Annotated in this window: 16 protein-coding genes; 12 read left to right on the plus strand and 4 right to left on the minus strand. The window is 68.3% G+C overall.

The window, feature by feature from the left end:
- Position 1: 1 nt before the first annotated feature.
- From pcaG to ACR65K_RS11995, 12 genes are all read left to right on the plus strand, one after another.
- On the plus strand, positions 2–559 hold the full coding sequence (gene pcaG, locus ACR65K_RS11940; protein ID WP_440152990.1) for a protocatechuate 3,4-dioxygenase subunit alpha: 558 nt from the start codon (positions 2–4) through the stop codon (positions 557–559).
- Positions 556–2,031, plus strand: coding sequence for a lyase family protein (locus ACR65K_RS11945; protein ID WP_440152991.1), 1,476 nt, complete (start codon positions 556–558; stop codon positions 2,029–2,031). Before pcaG ends, ACR65K_RS11945 begins: the two co-directional genes overlap by 4 nt.
- The gene (locus ACR65K_RS11950; RefSeq protein ID WP_440152993.1) at positions 2,024–2,842 is read left to right on the plus strand and encodes an alpha/beta fold hydrolase; all 819 of its coding nucleotides are present in this window, start codon (positions 2,024–2,026) and stop codon (positions 2,840–2,842) included. Before ACR65K_RS11945 ends, ACR65K_RS11950 begins: the two co-directional genes overlap by 8 nt.
- Entirely contained in the window at positions 2,839–3,285 is a 447-nt protein-coding gene (gene pcaC / locus ACR65K_RS11955) for a 4-carboxymuconolactone decarboxylase (protein ID WP_440152994.1), read from the plus strand. Before ACR65K_RS11950 ends, pcaC begins: the two co-directional genes overlap by 4 nt.
- 87 nt (positions 3,286–3,372) lie before the next feature.
- The gene (locus ACR65K_RS11960; RefSeq protein WP_440152996.1) at positions 3,373–4,572 is read left to right on the plus strand and encodes a thiolase family protein; all 1,200 of its coding nucleotides are present in this window, start codon (positions 3,373–3,375) and stop codon (positions 4,570–4,572) included.
- Positions 4,572–5,273 carry a 3-oxoacid CoA-transferase subunit A gene (locus ACR65K_RS11965; protein ID WP_440152998.1) on the plus strand — a complete coding sequence of 234 codons (702 nt, stop codon included), beginning with the start codon at positions 4,572–4,574 and terminating at the stop codon, positions 5,271–5,273. The genes ACR65K_RS11960 and ACR65K_RS11965 overlap by 1 nt, the downstream gene beginning before the upstream one ends.
- A gap of 1 nt (position 5,274) precedes the next feature.
- A complete protein-coding gene (locus ACR65K_RS11970) occupies positions 5,275–5,943 on the plus strand; it encodes a 3-oxoacid CoA-transferase subunit B (protein WP_440152999.1) in 669 nt (222 codons plus the stop codon).
- Positions 5,944–5,974: 31 nt separating this feature from the next.
- Positions 5,975–6,787, plus strand: coding sequence for an IclR family transcriptional regulator domain-containing protein (locus ACR65K_RS11975; RefSeq protein ID WP_440153000.1), 813 nt, complete (start codon positions 5,975–5,977; stop codon positions 6,785–6,787).
- 222 nt (positions 6,788–7,009) lie between these two features.
- A complete protein-coding gene (locus ACR65K_RS11980; protein ID WP_440153002.1) occupies positions 7,010–8,218 on the plus strand; it encodes a Re/Si-specific NAD(P)(+) transhydrogenase subunit alpha in 1,209 nt (402 codons plus the stop codon).
- Complete coding sequence (locus ACR65K_RS11985) at positions 8,218–8,538, plus strand: NAD(P) transhydrogenase subunit alpha part 2 (RefSeq protein WP_056335774.1); 321 nt, start codon at positions 8,218–8,220, stop codon at positions 8,536–8,538. Before ACR65K_RS11980 ends, ACR65K_RS11985 begins: the two co-directional genes overlap by 1 nt.
- Positions 8,535–9,908, plus strand: a complete 1,374-nt coding sequence (locus ACR65K_RS11990; protein WP_056335772.1) for an NAD(P)(+) transhydrogenase (Re/Si-specific) subunit beta — start codon at positions 8,535–8,537, stop codon at positions 9,906–9,908. The genes ACR65K_RS11985 and ACR65K_RS11990 overlap by 4 nt, the downstream gene beginning before the upstream one ends.
- Before the next feature lie 72 nt (positions 9,909–9,980).
- Positions 9,981–10,901: a diacylglycerol/lipid kinase family protein gene (locus tag ACR65K_RS11995; RefSeq protein WP_440153003.1), complete on the plus strand. Its 921-nt coding sequence runs from the start codon at positions 9,981–9,983 to the stop codon at positions 10,899–10,901.
- Positions 10,902–10,907: 6 nt separating this feature from the next.
- On the opposite strand, the gene ACR65K_RS12000 is transcribed toward ACR65K_RS11995, so the two are convergent.
- Genes ACR65K_RS12000 through ACR65K_RS12015 form a run of 4 tightly spaced genes read right to left on the minus strand, consistent with a single transcriptional unit; the run spans position 10,908 to position 14,568 of the window.
- Entirely contained in the window at positions 10,908–11,633 is a 726-nt protein-coding gene (locus ACR65K_RS12000) for a maleate cis-trans isomerase family protein (protein WP_440153004.1), read from the minus strand.
- An 8-nt stretch (positions 11,634–11,641) separates the two neighbouring features.
- Positions 11,642–13,069: an amidohydrolase family protein gene (locus tag ACR65K_RS12005; RefSeq protein WP_440153006.1), complete on the minus strand. Its 1,428-nt coding sequence runs from the start codon at positions 13,067–13,069 to the stop codon at positions 11,642–11,644.
- 30 nt (positions 13,070–13,099) lie between these two features.
- Entirely contained in the window at positions 13,100–13,888 is a 789-nt protein-coding gene (locus ACR65K_RS12010; protein WP_440153008.1) for an aspartate/glutamate racemase family protein, read from the minus strand.
- Positions 13,885–14,568, minus strand: a complete 684-nt coding sequence (locus ACR65K_RS12015; protein ID WP_056335762.1) for a GntR family transcriptional regulator — start codon at positions 14,566–14,568, stop codon at positions 13,885–13,887. The genes ACR65K_RS12010 and ACR65K_RS12015 overlap by 4 nt, the downstream gene beginning before the upstream one ends.
- Between the last annotated feature and the right edge of the window lie 20 nt (positions 14,569–14,588).

Consider the following 14,588-nt stretch of genomic DNA (forward strand, 5'->3'; position numbering starts at 1 on the left):
GATGAGCACCAAACTTGTTCCCACCCCGGGCCAGACCGTTGGCCCCTTCTACGGCTACGCGCTCCCGTTCGAGAAGGACAATGAGCTGCTGGCACCGGGTTCGCCCGGCAGCATCCGCCTGCAGGGCACCGTTTACGACGGCGCCGGCCACACCATCCCGGACGCCATCCTGGAAATCTGGCAGCCGGACGCCGAGGGCAAGGTTGTCCAGCGGACCGGCTCCCTGGTCCGTGACGGTTACACCTTCACCGGGTGGGGCCGCGGCGCCGTGGGCAACTCCGGCGTCTTCACCTTCACCACCGTCAACCCCGGCCCCACCAAGCCGGGTGCCGCCGCGTTCATCTCCGTGGCGCTTTTCGCCCGCGGGCTGACCAACCGCCTGTTCACCCGGATTTACCTGCCGGAGGACACTGAGGCGCTGGCCAACGATCCGCTGCTGAGCTCGCTGGACCAGGAACGCCGCAGGACGCTGATCGCCCGCCGCGATCCCGATGGCGGCCTCACCTGGGACATCCGCCTGCAGGGTGAGGGCGAGACGGTCTTCCTGGACTTCCAGTGACCAACGCCGCCCTGGGAGATCTGCGCGCCTTTGCGGAAGAGGCCGACGCCGGCCTGCTCAGTCCCGTATCAGCGTCACCGCTCGTGGCGGCGCTGACGGGTGACCGGGCGGTCCTGGCGGCGATCCTCGCCGTCGAATCCGGCTGGGCAGCCGTGCTGCAACGGGCCGGCCTGGCACCTGCCGGTTCGGCCGCCGTCGTGGCCTCCGCTGCCGAAGCGGGCCGCTACGACCTGGCCGATATTGCGCTCCGTGCCCAAGGCGGCGGCAACCCGGTGATTCCGCTGCTGGCGGACCTCCGGAAGAACGTGGCTGCGTTGGATAGCGCCGGTGTCGGCGCGGGAAAGGCCGTGCACACCTCCCTGACCAGCCAGGACGTGCTGGACACCGCCCTGATGCTGGTGGCCCGCAACACCGTGCACGCCGTGGTGGCCGATCTGAAAGCCACCACCACGGCGCTGGCTGCTTTGGCCGGGCAGCATGAGGGCACACTGTGCGTGGGCAGGAGCCTGACCCAGCATTCGCTTCCCTATACCTTCGGGTTGCGGGCTGCGCAGTGGTTCCAGGGCGTGGCCGCCGCCGGCCGGCAGCTGGAAGGCCTGGAGTTCCCGGCCCAGTTCGGCGGGGCCGCGGGAACGCTCGCGGCCGGAACGGTGCTGACGGATGGCTCCTCTGCCACCCCCTTCACCCTGGCCGACGCCCTGGCAGCCCAGCTGGGCCTGGCCCCCGCAGCGGCTCCCTGGCACACCAACCGCCTGCCCGTGACATCCCTTGGGCATGCGCTGGCGTCGGTCCTGGACGCGTTCGGCAAGATCGCCGCGGACGTCCTGTTCCTGAGCCGCCCGGAGGTGGCCGAGCTGGCCGAGCCGCGCGCCGCCGGACGCGGGGTGTCCTCCGCCATGCCGCAGAAGCAGAACCCCGTCCTGTCTGTCCTGGTCCGGAGCGCCGCACTGCAGGCACCAGGGCTGGCTGCCCAGCTGCACCTCGCCGCCGCCACCTTCAATGACGAACGCCCGGACGGGGCCTGGCACATCGAGTGGCCCGCCCTCCGGCAACTCCTGGCGCTGGCCCTAGGCGCCGCAGGACATATCCGGGAGCTGGCCGAAGGGCTGCGCGTGTTCCCTGATGCGATGCGCCGCAACCTGGACCTGGCCGGCCCGCTGCTGCTGGCCGAAGGCGTGAACGCCGCGATTGCTCCATTGCTTGAGGAGAAGGACGGCCGCAGCGGCAAGCAGCAGCTGCAGGACGTGGTGGACCAGACCCTGCAGGCGCCCCCGGCGGAGCAAGCCGGCACCTACCGCAAGCTGCTCCGCGAAGCTGTCCCCGCCGCCGTCGTCCCGGACGCACGGCTGGAGAAACTCCTGGACCCCGGCAGCTACCTTGGCCAGGCGGCAGAGATTTCCCGCCGCATCCTGGCGGCCTTCCCCGACTTTGTTTCCCCCACCACCGACGCGAACGGAGCTTCCCGTGGCTAAACCGGCCCTCAAGGCAGCGCTGCTGTCACCCCAGCGACCCCTGGGCGACCACCCCCTGCTGGTGGCGAGTCCCTCCCTGGGCACCTCCTCCATCCTGTGGAACCGTGTGGCCACCCTGCTCGGCAATGACTTCGACGTGGTGGCCTGGGACCTTCCCGGCCACGGCGTCTCGCCCGCCGCCACCGAAACCTTCGACGTCGCAGCGCTCGCGGACGCCGTCGTGGACCTGGTTGATTCCATCGCCCCCGGTGAGAACTTCCACTACGCCGGTGTCTCCTTGGGCGGTGCGGTGGGCCTGCAGCTCGGCATCAAGCACGGGGAGCGGCTGAAGAGCCTGTCCGTGCAGAACAGCGGTGCCAAAATCGGCACGCCGGAGGGCTGGCTGGAGCGCGCCGAAACTGTCCGCACCCAGGGCACGCCCGTGATGATCCAGGGATCCGCCCAGCGGTGGTTCGCACCAGGCTTCATGGACCGGGAACCCGAGTTCAGCAGCCGGCTCCTGCACGCCCTACGCGACGCCGACCGCTTCAGCTACGCCTTCTGCTGCGAGGCCCTGGCCTCCTTCGACGTCCGCAGCGAGCTGGGCAGCATCCGCGTCCCCACACAGGTTATCGCCGGGGCACTGGACGGCGTCGCCACACCGGCCATGGCGGACGAAGTCGCGGCAGGCATCACCGCAGCGGGCGGCACCGCCACCGCCGTGACGCTTGAGGGCGTGGCGCACCTGGCACCCGCCGAGGCGCCCGCACACGTGGCCGATCTGATGCGCAGCCTGATCAGCTGGGCCGAATCACACGGAACAGCCAAATGAGCGGCGCCGAGCGGCACGGGGTGGTCCAGCCCGGAGCCACCAGCCAGGAGATTTACGACGGCGGCATGTTGGTCCGGCGCGAAGTCCTTGGGGACGCGCACGTGGACCGGGCCAACGCCAACAAGGACGGGTTCACCGAGGACTTCCAGGACATGATCACCCGCATCGCGTGGGGTGGAATCTGGACCAGGCCCGGGCTTCCGCGCCAGATGCGCTCCGCCGTGACCATCACCGCCATGGTGGCCCACGGGCACTGGGAGGAGCTGGCCATGCACATTCGCGCCGCCCTCCGGAACGGCCTTAGCAGGGACGAGATCAAGGAAATTCTGCTGCAGACCGCCATCTACTGCGGCGTCCCGTCCGCCAACACCGCGTTCAAGACGGCACAGCAGGTGTTCCGTGAAATGGACAGCACCCACGCCGACGAACCCCAGCCCAACTAGGTAGCGCGAAGTGTCGTTTTGACCCCCCAAAACGACATTAACTGCTACCCAGTTGGGAATCCCAGACGCAAACCAGAGGAACAAGTAATGAACCAGGCTTTTGTGTACGACGCCGTGCGCACCCCGTTCGGGAAGTTCGGCTCCGGCCTCGCTGCCGTCCGCCCGGATGACCTTGCCGCGCACGTGATCAAGGAGTCCGTGAAGCGCGCGCCCGGGCTCGATCCCGAGCGGATTGATGAGGTGGTGTTCGGCAACGCCAACGGCGCGGGTGAGGAGAACCGGAACATCGCCCGGATGGGCACGCTGTTGGCGGGTCTGCCGGTGTCCATTCCCGGTACCACGGTCAACCGGCTGTGCGGGTCCTCGCTGGATGCTGCGATCATCGCTTCCCGGCAGATCAACGCCGGCGACGCCGACCTCATGCTGGTGGGCGGGGCCGAGTCGATGTCCCGTGCGCCCTGGGTGCTGCCCAAGACCGAGAAGCCGTACCCGGCCGGTGACATGACCCTGGCCTCCACCACCCTGGGCTGGCGCCTGGTGAACAAGGCAATGCCGAAGGAGTGGACGATCTCGCTCGGTGAGGCCACGGAACGTTTGCGCGAGAAGTACGGCGTCACCCGCGAAGCGCAGGATGAGTTCGCCGCCGCCTCGCACAACCTCTCCGCCGCGGCTTGGGACGAGGGGTTCTATGACAATCTCGTGGCTCCGGTGCCGGGAACCGACCTGGTCCGGGACGAAGGCATCCGCGCAGGCTCGTCGGCGGAGAAGCTGGCTGGCCTGAAGACAGTGTTCCGGGCCGAGGGCGGCACGGTCACCGCCGGGAATGCTTCGCCGTTGTCCGACGGCGCCTCCGCGGCATGGATCGGGTCTGAGGCTGCCGCCGGGCTGCTGGGGCTGGAGCCGCTGGCCCGGATCGCCGGGCGCGGGGCGCACGCGAATGATCCGCAATACTTCGGCTACGCGCCTGTGGAAGCGGCAAACAAGGCCCTCGTGAAGGCGGGCATCGGCTGGGACCAGGTAGGCGCCGTCGAACTTAACGAAGCGTTTGCCGCCCAGTCCCTGGCCTGCATTAACGCTTGGGGCATCGACCCGTCGATCGTGAACCGGCACGGCGGGGCGATCGCCATGGGCCACCCGCTCGGCGCTTCCGGAACACGGATCCTGGGCACCCTGGCCCGGTCCCTGCAGGCCTCCGGCGAACGCTGGGGCGTCGCGGCAATCTGCATCGGCGTGGGCCAGGGCCTGGCCGTCGTGCTCGAAAACGTCACCGCTGGAAAGGACCAGTAATGCTGAACTTCGTAGATTCCGTCCAGGAAGCCGTAGCCGGCATCAAGGACGGTTCCACCGTGATGATCGGCGGGTTCGGCAACGCCGGGCAGCCGTTCGAACTGATCGACGCGCTGCTCGAATGCGGTGCCACGGACCTGACCGTGGTGAACAACAACGCCGGCCAGGGCGACCAGGGCCTGGCCCTGCTCATCAAGGAAGGCCGCGTGAAGAAGATGATCTGCTCCTTCCCGCGGCAGTCCGACTCCTGGCACTTCGACGCCAAGTACAAGGCCGGCGAAATCGAGCTGGAGCTGGTGCCGCAGGGCAACCTGGCCGAACGGATCCGCGCCGCCGGGGCCGGCATCGGCGGGTTCTTCACCCCCACCGGGTACGGCACCATGCTCGCCGAGGGCAAGGAAACCCGGATCATCGACGGCCGCGGCCAGGTCTTCGAAACCCCCATCCACGCCGACGTGGCCCTGATCAAGGCCCTCAAGGCCGACGGCAAGGGCAACCTGGTTTACCGCAAGACTGCCCGCAACTTCGGGCCCATCATGGCCGCGGCCGCCAGGCAGAGCATCGTCCAGGTCTCGGAGATCGTCCCAGTGGGCGGGCTGGACCCGGAGAATGTCGTCACCCCGGGGATCTACGTCAACAGCATCGTCAAGGTTGCCGGCAGCGGCGCAGGCACCTCCACCACCACCGAAAAGGCAGCCTGAGATGAGCACCGCAACAACGCTCCAGACCTCCACCACACCGCTGGGACGGGACGAGCTGGCCCGGCTCGTGGCCAAGGACATCGCCCCGGGGTCCTTCGTGAACCTTGGAATCGGGCAGCCCACCCTGGTCTCCAACTACCTCACCGACGAACAGAACATCACCCTCCACACGGAGAACGGGATGCTCGGCATGGGCCCTGCTGCTGAAGGGGACCAGATCGACGGCGACCTCATCAACGCCGGCAAGATCCCCGTGACCGAACTCCCCGGTGCGTCCTACTTCCACCACGCCGATTCATTCGCGATCATGCGCGGCGGGCACCTGGACATCTGTGTCCTGGGCGCCTTCCAGGTCTCCGCCACCGGTGACCTGGCCAACTGGCACACCGGGGCACCCGGGGCGATTCCCGCCGTCGGCGGTGCCATGGACCTGGCCACGGGCGCCAAGGACGTGTTCGTCATGATGACCCTCCTCACCCGCGAGGGCGTGTCCAAGATCGTTGAGTCCTGCACCTATCCCATCACCGGCGTCGGCTGCGTCACCCGCGTCTACACGGACAAAGCGGTGTTCCTCACCGGACCGGACGGCGTGACCGTCCGCGAGACGTTCGGCTGCACCCTCGAAGAACTCCAGGAACTGGTTCCCGTCCCCCTCAAGGCCGCTGCCTGAGGACAGCAGGACGGCCCTAGGATTGGTAACCATGACCGACGCCGCAGGTACCGATACCCAGCCCGCCCCGCAGGCCAGCGACCAGTATGTCCAGTCGCTGGCGCGGGGCCTTGCCGTGATCCGTGCCTTCGACGCCGAGCGTCCGGTCATGACGCTTACCGAGGTGGCGGGCCGCACCGGCCTGACCCGGGCCACCGCACGCCGGTTCCTGCACACCCTGGTGGAGCTGGGCTATGTCCGCACGGACGGCAAGACGTTCGCGCTGACCGCCAAGGTCCTCCAGCTGGGGTACGCGTACCTCTCGGGGCTGTCCCTGCCGCAGCTGGCCCAGCCGCACCTGGAGGAGCTCTCCCTCAAGCTGGGGGAGTCCACCTCCGCCGCCGTGCTGGACGGCACGGACATCGCCTACATCGCCCGCGTGACAACCCGCCGCATCATGACCATCGGCATCACCGTAGGCACGCGGTTCCCGGCCTACGCCACATCGATGGGCCGGGTGCTGCTCGCCTACCTGCCGCCGGCAGAGCTCAAGGCGTATCTTGCGGCTGCCGACATCAAACCGCTGACGCCGCGTGCCCTCGGATCTGTCCAGGAGCTGCTGGCTGTCCTGGAAACCGTCCGCGCACAAGGTTGGTGCCTGCTGGACCAGGAACTGGAGCTGGGCCTGATGTCCGTAGCAGCGCCGGTCTACGACGGATCCAAGGTGGTGGCCGCGGTGAACGTCTCCCTGCAGGCCCAGTCCGTGGAGGCGAAGCCGGACCGGGACGCCTACCTGGCATCAGTGGCGCAGGAGATCATGGCCACCGCGAAGCTCATCTCGGCTGACCTCACGGCGCGCGGATAGCAGGCACGCCGCACCGCGCAGCCACCTCCGGTTACGCTGCGCAGGGACTGCCCCTGCGCAGCCGGCCGGATCCTCGCTGCGCACATCAGCACACGGCGGGAGATAACTGTTTGCCATCCAAGCCGGCCGTCCCACTCCCCTCCCGGCAGCAGTGGCCCTAGACTCTAGCCAACTGCGTGCAGCAGAGTCGCTGCACTGCTTGCGAGGAAGAGGGGCTGCCGGGTGAAACTGGGCATACCGCGGGAACGCCGGGAGGGTGAGCGGCGTGTTGCCGCCACTCCGGACACCGTCAGGCAACTGGCCGGTTTGGGGCTGGAGGTCCTGGTGGAAACCGGCGCAGGGGATGGTGCCGGACACGCGGATCAGGAATACCAAAAGGCCGGCGCCACAGTCGTCCCGGAGCTGGACATTGCCGCCCTCGACATCCTTGCCCACGTCCGCCCCCTTGACCCGCACACTGCCGCGTCCCTGAAAAGGGGCACCGTCACCGTAGGGCTCGCGTCGCCGTCGTCCGAGCTGCCGGCCGTGCAGGCGCTTACGGACAACGGGGTGACGTCCTTCGCCCTGGAACTGGTGCCGCGCATTTCCCGCGCCCAGTCCATGGACGCCCTGACCTCCCAGGCGCTGGTGGCCGGGTACCGCTGCGTGCTGGAGGCGGCCATCCGGCTGCCCCGCTTCTTCCCGCTGTACATGACCGCCGCCGGGACAGTGCCGCCCGCCCGGGTCCTGGTGCTAGGGGCCGGAGTGGCTGGACTTCAGGCCATCGGCACGGCCAAGCGCCTGGGTGCCCGGGTTTTCGCCAACGACATCCGCCCCGCCTCCGCGGACGAGGTCGCATCCATGGGCGGCACCTTCATCCGCCTGGATCTCGAGACGGCGGAGGCGGCCGGCGGCTACGCCCGGCAGCTGAGTTCCGACGCCGGCACCCGGCAGCGGCAGTTGCTGGCGCCCCACGTGGCGCAATCGGACGTATTGATTACGACGGCGGCAGTCCCCGGGCGGCCGGCGCCCCTTTTGGTGACGCGGGAGATGGTGCAGGGCATGCGGCCGGGATCCGTCGTGATCGACCTCGCCGCTGAATCCGGGGGCAACGTGGAAGGGTCTGTGCCGGGCCAGGACATCCCGATCCCCACCGCCGACGGAACCGGGCAGATCACCCTGGTGGGCCTCAAGGACGCGGCTTCGGCCATGGCCTCGGACGCTTCGCGCCTCTACGCCAAGAACGTGGCCAACCTGCTGGCCCTGCTGGTCCGCGCCGATGACGGTGCCGGCACCCTGACCCTGGATTTCGACGACGAAGTGGTGGCCGGCGCCTGCCTCACCCACGATGGCGTGGTGCGGCACCAGCCCACGGCGGAGCTGCTGGCGGCCAGGGCACGCAGTGCCGCGGAGCCCGCCGCAGCCTCGGTCCGGCAGGAAGGAGCGCTCTGATGGATGGAACAGCCCTGCTGACCATCACGGTACTGGCGGTATTCGTCGGCTTCGAGGTGGTGTCCAAGGTCTCCAGCACCCTGCACACGCCGCTGATGTCCGGCGCCAATGCCATCCACGGCATCATCCTGGTCGGCGCCATCATTGTGGCCGGCCAGGCAGCAGACCCGTGGGTCCTGGCGGTGGCGCTGCTCGCCGTCGTCCTTGCCACCGCCAACCTCGTGGGCGGGTTCGTGGTGACGGACCGGATGCTGCATATGTTCCACGCCAAGAAGGACGCAGCCCGGACCGTCACTGGACCCAAGGCGGGCAGCAAATGAGCCTCCTCGACCCCGTCTGGACCTCCCTGCTCTACCTCGCCGCGGCGGTCTGCTTCATCCTGGCCCTGCGCGGCCTCAGCTCCCCCCGGACGGCCCGGCGGGGAAACCTGGTGGGCGCACTCGGGGCGCTGATCGCCGTCGCCACCGTGTTCCTGTCCGCCCGGCTGGAGAACATTCCCTGGATTGTGGGCGCCATCGCCGTGGGCAGCGCGGTGGCGGCACCGGTGGCCCGGCGCGTGAAGATGACGCAGATGCCGCAGCTGGTGGCACTGTTCAACGGGGTGGGCGGCGGCGCGGCCGCACTGGTGGCCCTCCTGGAACTGGCCCATTCGGACGATCCCTGGGTCCGGGTGGCCATCGTGTTCACGCTCCTGGTGGGTGCCGTCTCCTTTGCGGGTTCAGGCATCACGTTCGCCAAGCTGCAGGAACTGATGACCACCCGGCCGGTGGTGTTCCCGGGCCTGCCGGTGGTGATGTCCGTGGTCCTGCTCGCCGCAGTGGCCGCCGGCGTGGCCGTGGTGGTCACCGGTTCGCTGCCCCTTGCGGTCCTGTTGCTGCTCCTGGGCCTTGCCGCCGGTGTCCTGCTGGTGCTGCCGGTGGGCGGCGCAGACGTTCCCATCGTCATCTCGCTGCTGAACGCCTTCACCGGCCTGGCTGTCGCGGCGTCCGGCCTGGTGCTGGGCAACGTCCTGCTCGTGGTGGCAGGAACCCTGGTGGGGGCCTCGGGCACCATCCTCACCCGGGCCATGGCCGCCGCCATGGGCCGGAGCGTGGCGGGCATCCTGTTCGGGGCCTTCAGGGGAGGTTCGACGGCGGGGTCAACGGCCGTCAGCGAGCGTCCCGTCCGTTCGTCGTCGGCGGAGGACGTGGCTGTTCTTTTGGGGTACGCCCAGCGGGTGATCATCGTCCCCGGCTACGGCCTGGCCGTGGCCCAGGGCCAGCACACGGCGGCCGAACTGGCCCTGGCCCTGGAAGCCCGCGGCATCGAGGTGGATTTCGCCATCCATCCGGTGGCCGGCCGCATGCCGGGCCACATGAACGTGCTCCTGGCCGAGGCCAACGTTCCATACGAGTCGCTGAAGGAGATGGGCGAGATCAACCCGGAGTTCAAGACCACGGACGTGGCCCTGGTGGTGGGCGCCAACGATGTGGTGAACCCGGCAGCCAAGACCTCGTCCGGCTCGCCAATTTACGGGATGCCTATCCTGGAGGTGGCGGAGGCGCGGCAGGTGGTGTTCCTCAAGCGATCCATGCGCCCGGGGTTCGCCGGCATCGAGAACGACCTGCTGTACCAGCCGCAGACGTCCCTGCTATTCGGCGACGCCAAGGACTCCCTGGCCCAGGTGCTGGGTGCGGTCAAGGCGCTGTAGGCACGGAAAGGCACCAGGCGCGGGTTACTCTTCTTTCAGAAGCTTGCTTTCCATCCGCCACCAGAGGACGCCATGACTGACCACCATTCCCCTTCCCCCAAACGTGCCGCCGTCGTCATCAACCCCGCAAAGACGGTGGACATCGACGTGCGGGAGCTCATGGCCAAGCACTGCGAGGAGAACGGCTGGGGCGAAACCCTCTGGTTCGAGACCACGGAGGAGGATCCCGGCGTGGGGCAGGCGAAGGAAGCCCTGGCCCAGGGCGCCGACCTGGTGATCGCAGCCGGCGGCGACGGGACAGTACGGTGTGTCGCCGAGGTCCTGGCCGGCGGGGACATTCCCATGGGTTTGCTGCCGCTGGGAACGGGCAACCTCCTGGCGCGCAACCTGGGCATCGACGTCACCGACTATGACGGCGCCCTGTCCGGTGCCCTGGTGGGCACGGAAAGGAAGATCGACGTGGTCCGCGCCCGCCGCAGCGATCCGGACAAGGACCAAATGTTCCTGGTGATGGCCGGCATGGGCTATGACGCCACGATCATGGCGGACACCAACCAGGAACTGAAGCACAAGGTGGGCTGGTTGGCCTACGTGGACGCCGGGATCCGGAACCTGCCCGGAAAACCAGTGAAGGCAACCGTGGTGATTGACGGCAAGAGGGCTGTCCACCGCGGGGTCCGCAGCGTGATGGTGGGCAACTGCGGCAAGGTCCAGGGCGGCCTTGAGATTTTCCCTGATGCCAAAGTGGACGACGGCCTGCTGGATATCGCGGTCCTGGCGCCCCATCACGGAAAGCTGGGCTGGCTCTCGGTGGTGGCGGGAATGATCGGCAAGGGCCGCGGCAAGGACACTGCCGTGGAGTACTTCCAGGGCAAGACCGTGGAGATCACGCTGGAACACAAGGACGATTACCAGCTGGACGGGGACCATGACGGCGAGGGCAAGCACGTGCTCATGACCATGGAGCCCGGTGCCCTGACCCTGCGGATGTAAGGCCGGCTACGCCAGCAGCCGCCCCCACCGGGGCTCAAGCAGCGGTGCGCCTGCCAGTTTCAGGGCGTGCCAGAGGGTGACGGCCACGGAGTCCAGCACCGGAACGCCCGTGGCGTCCTCGATCTCTGCGGTGATGTTGGCCCCGTAAAGGTTGGTGCACAGGTAGACCAGGGCGTCGGGGGCCGCGGCAGCGAGCTCCCGGGAGCCGGGACGCATTTCATCGTCGGTGACCCGGGCGAAGGACTCGTTGTCGCTGAGGCCCAGCGCCCGGTGGTCCACGGTCTTGATGCCCTCGCGCTCGTAGGACGCGATGACCCGGTGGTTCACGTCCTCCGTGTACGGCGTGAACAAGCCGATCCGCTCCGTACCGAAGGTCCGGAAGGCCTCAAGGTACGCGAGCGTGGAGGTGGTGGCGGGGATGCCGGTGGCGCCGGTGATGCCGGCCGCCAGCTCCCGGTCGTGCGCCGAGCCCAGCCACGAGCCAGAGGTGCCGTTCCAGGCAATCACGTCCACATCCGCCGTCGCCAGCAGCCCGGCTGCCTCCTGCATGACTGCGGGGTCGAACTGGCGGTCGGAGGAATCGTCCAGGGCGATGCGGGTGACGGGAATCCGGGTGAAGTGCACGGTGACATCGGTGCGGCTGCCCAGGATGCGGTAGGTCTGGGGTTCCAGGCAGGTGTTGGAGGACGGCACGATCATGCCGATCCTGCGTGGGCGTGTGGTTGCGGGCATGGTGGCTCCTAGAGGGCGGCGGTGAGCTGGGAGGCTTCGGGGGCAGCGGACTGGTGCTCCCGGAAGCCGTTGCGGGTTATAAAGCGGCCCACGGCGCCGGGGTCGTGGAAGCCGTCGGCGTCCAGGACCACCCGCCCGTTGGACACAACGACGGCGGGCCAGCCCGTGAGTGCCTTCCCGTCGAAGGGCGAGAAGTCCGTTCCCATGTGCAGGGCTGAGCCGTCCACCGTGCGTTCCTCGGCGGGGTCGAAAACCACCAGGTCGGCGTCGAACCCCTCGGCGATGCGGCCCTTGCCGGGCACGGCGTTGATGCGTGCAGGCGCCGCGGCGAAGGCCTCCACGAACTGCTCCACGGTTGCCCCGGCGGACGTCATGGCCGTGAACGTGACCGGCATCCGCGTCTCCACGCCGGGCAGGCCGTGGGGCATGGCGCGCACGTCGCCGGTGCGCTCGCGTTTCTGGGACAGGTCGTAGCAGGAATGGTCGGAGGACATGGTGTGGATGGCTCCGGCCACCAGCCGATCCTTGAGGGCGGCCACGGTTTCGGCGCTGCGCATGGGCGGGCAGCAGGCGAACCATTCGGGGAATTTCGAGCCGTAGACGGAGTCGTCCAGCATTACATAATGCGGGCAGGTTTCCGAGTACGCCTCCAGCCCGCGGTCCCGGGCCTCGCTCACCAGGTCCACGGCGCCGGGCGTGGACTGGTGGACGAAGTAGACCGGGGCGCCCGTGTACTCGGCCATGGCCAGGGTTTCCTTGACCGAGATCTCCTCTGCCAGCTCCGGCCGGGTCCGGTGCAGGTGTTCGATGCCGATCCGGCCATCCTGGGCGTGCTGCCCCGTGCAGTCGGCAATGATCGGATCGTGCTCGGCATGGATGTAGGTCAACCCGTCCAGCCGCACCATTTCCCGCATGACCTTAAGGATGGTGTCGCCGTCGGCCATGGTGGTGCCGCGGTTGGTGGTGTACATCTTCACCGACCTGATGCCTTCCGCTGCAAGCTGCCCAAGCTGCCAGGGCACTGTTTCGTCCCAGCTGACCACGGAACCGTGGAGGGCAACATCGCAGCGGGATTGGGTGGCGAGTTCCTTTTTGTGCAGGGCGGCGGCGAGCGGGGTTTCCTGGGCGTCGCGGGGAATGCCGAAATCGATGATGGTGGTGGTCCCGCCCCACAGGGCTGCGGTGGAGGTGGTCCGGTAGTCGTCCAGGGTGCGGAAGCGCCCGGTCACCTGGGCGACGTGGCAGTGTCCGTCCACGCCGCCGGGGATTACGAGCTTGCCCGTGGCGTCGATGGTGTGGTCCGCCGCGGGGACGGGCAGCGCGGCGTCGAGGAGTCGGGCAATGCGCCCGTCCTGCACCACGATGTGCGCTTCCTGGCGGCCGTGGCTGTTCACCACGGTGGCGTTGGCAATAACGAGTTGAGGCTGGCGGGACATCGGTGTCCTCCTGAAGTCGGTGGGCTGTGGCTAGGCGGTGGGCGTGGGAGTGCCGGCATGCTCCTGGCGGGCGGCGAGGGCCGAGTCCAGGTTGCCTGACAGGCCCTTGCGGTCCTTTGCCGGGGGCGGGGCGAAGGCGCCGGCCCGGTGCGGACCGGACTGGAGTGCGGCGACGGCTTCGGCCATGCGGACGCCAGCGGAGATGCCGTCCACTACAGGGACGGGAATCTGTCCCTTGAGTTCCCGGGCAAGGCCGGCCAGCGGCGCGCCGGCAAGGATGACGACGTCGGCGCCGTCCTCAGCGACGGCCTGCCGGCTGAGTGCCAGCAGGGTTTCCCGAAAGTCCTGTTGCACGGAGGCGATGCTGTTCAGGGAATCGTTGATGGAACGGATGGAGGCCAGCCGCCCGGCGAGGCCGAACTGCTCCACGCATTCCCGGTACCAGGGCTTGATCCGGTCCGAGATGGCAATGATGGAGAAACGGTGGCCCTGCAGTGCGGCTGCGCACAGTGCTGCCTCGGTGATCCCGATGACCGGCACGTCCGCCAGTTCCTTCAGGGCCGGCATGCCGGGGTCGCCGAAGGCGGCCACCACCACGGCATCCACCCGGGCTGCGCCGGGGCGGGTGTGTTCGGCGATGATCTCGGCTACAGCACCGGCGGCGATCAGCGATTCGAAGCGGGTCTCGATGTATTCCACGCCGTGGCCGGCCGTCCGGACCAACAGTTCGGTGCCGGGGGAGGCGGATCGGAGCGCCTCGGATTCAATCAGCGCCGTGACATCCGCGCTGATGTTGGGGTTGATGACCAGGAGTTTCATTTTCTCTTCCGGTGGAATTCTGGTTCGGTCTTCTGGAAGTCCTCGGGGAACTGGTCCCGGTACTTTCCAATGTGTGATGCGGACTGGGCGGCTGCCTTGTCCGGATCGCCGCTGGCAATGGCGGCGTACAGGTCGCGGTGTTCGCGGATGAGTTCGGGCAGGTCGCTGACGTGCCGGAACAGCCAGTGCATCCGGCCCTGAAGGGGTTCCAGGGCGGATTTGAGGAAGTTGTTGTCCGCGATGGCCGTGATGGCGTCGTGGAACTCGCTGTTGGAGCGGTGTGCCTCCATGACCGCTCCCTTGGCCAGGAAGGCTTCCGCGTTGTCCAGCAGCCCCTTGAGGTAGGCGAGGTCCGCTTTGGTGGCCCGCTTGGCGGCGAGCCGGCAGGCCAGGACTTCCAGGGACTGGCGGACGTCGAAGAGGTCCTCCACGTCCTTGGGGCTGAGGCTGCTCACTTCAGCCCCGCGTGCGCCTCGGTCGCTGATGAGGCCTTCCTGGCGGAGCATGCGCAGGGCCTCGCGGACCGGCAGCCGGGAGACGGAGAATTCGGCTGCCAGGTCGCGCTCCACCAGCCGCGTGCCGGGAGCGTAGTGTCCTTCAAAAATCCTGGTGCGGAGGGTGTCCCGGACGGTTTCGCGGAGGGGGCGGTCCTTGTCCTGGGTCTCTTCGGCGGTCAGCATGGTGCTCCATTCGGATTTTT

Source organism: Arthrobacter sp. SAFR-179 (assembly GCF_059414945.1).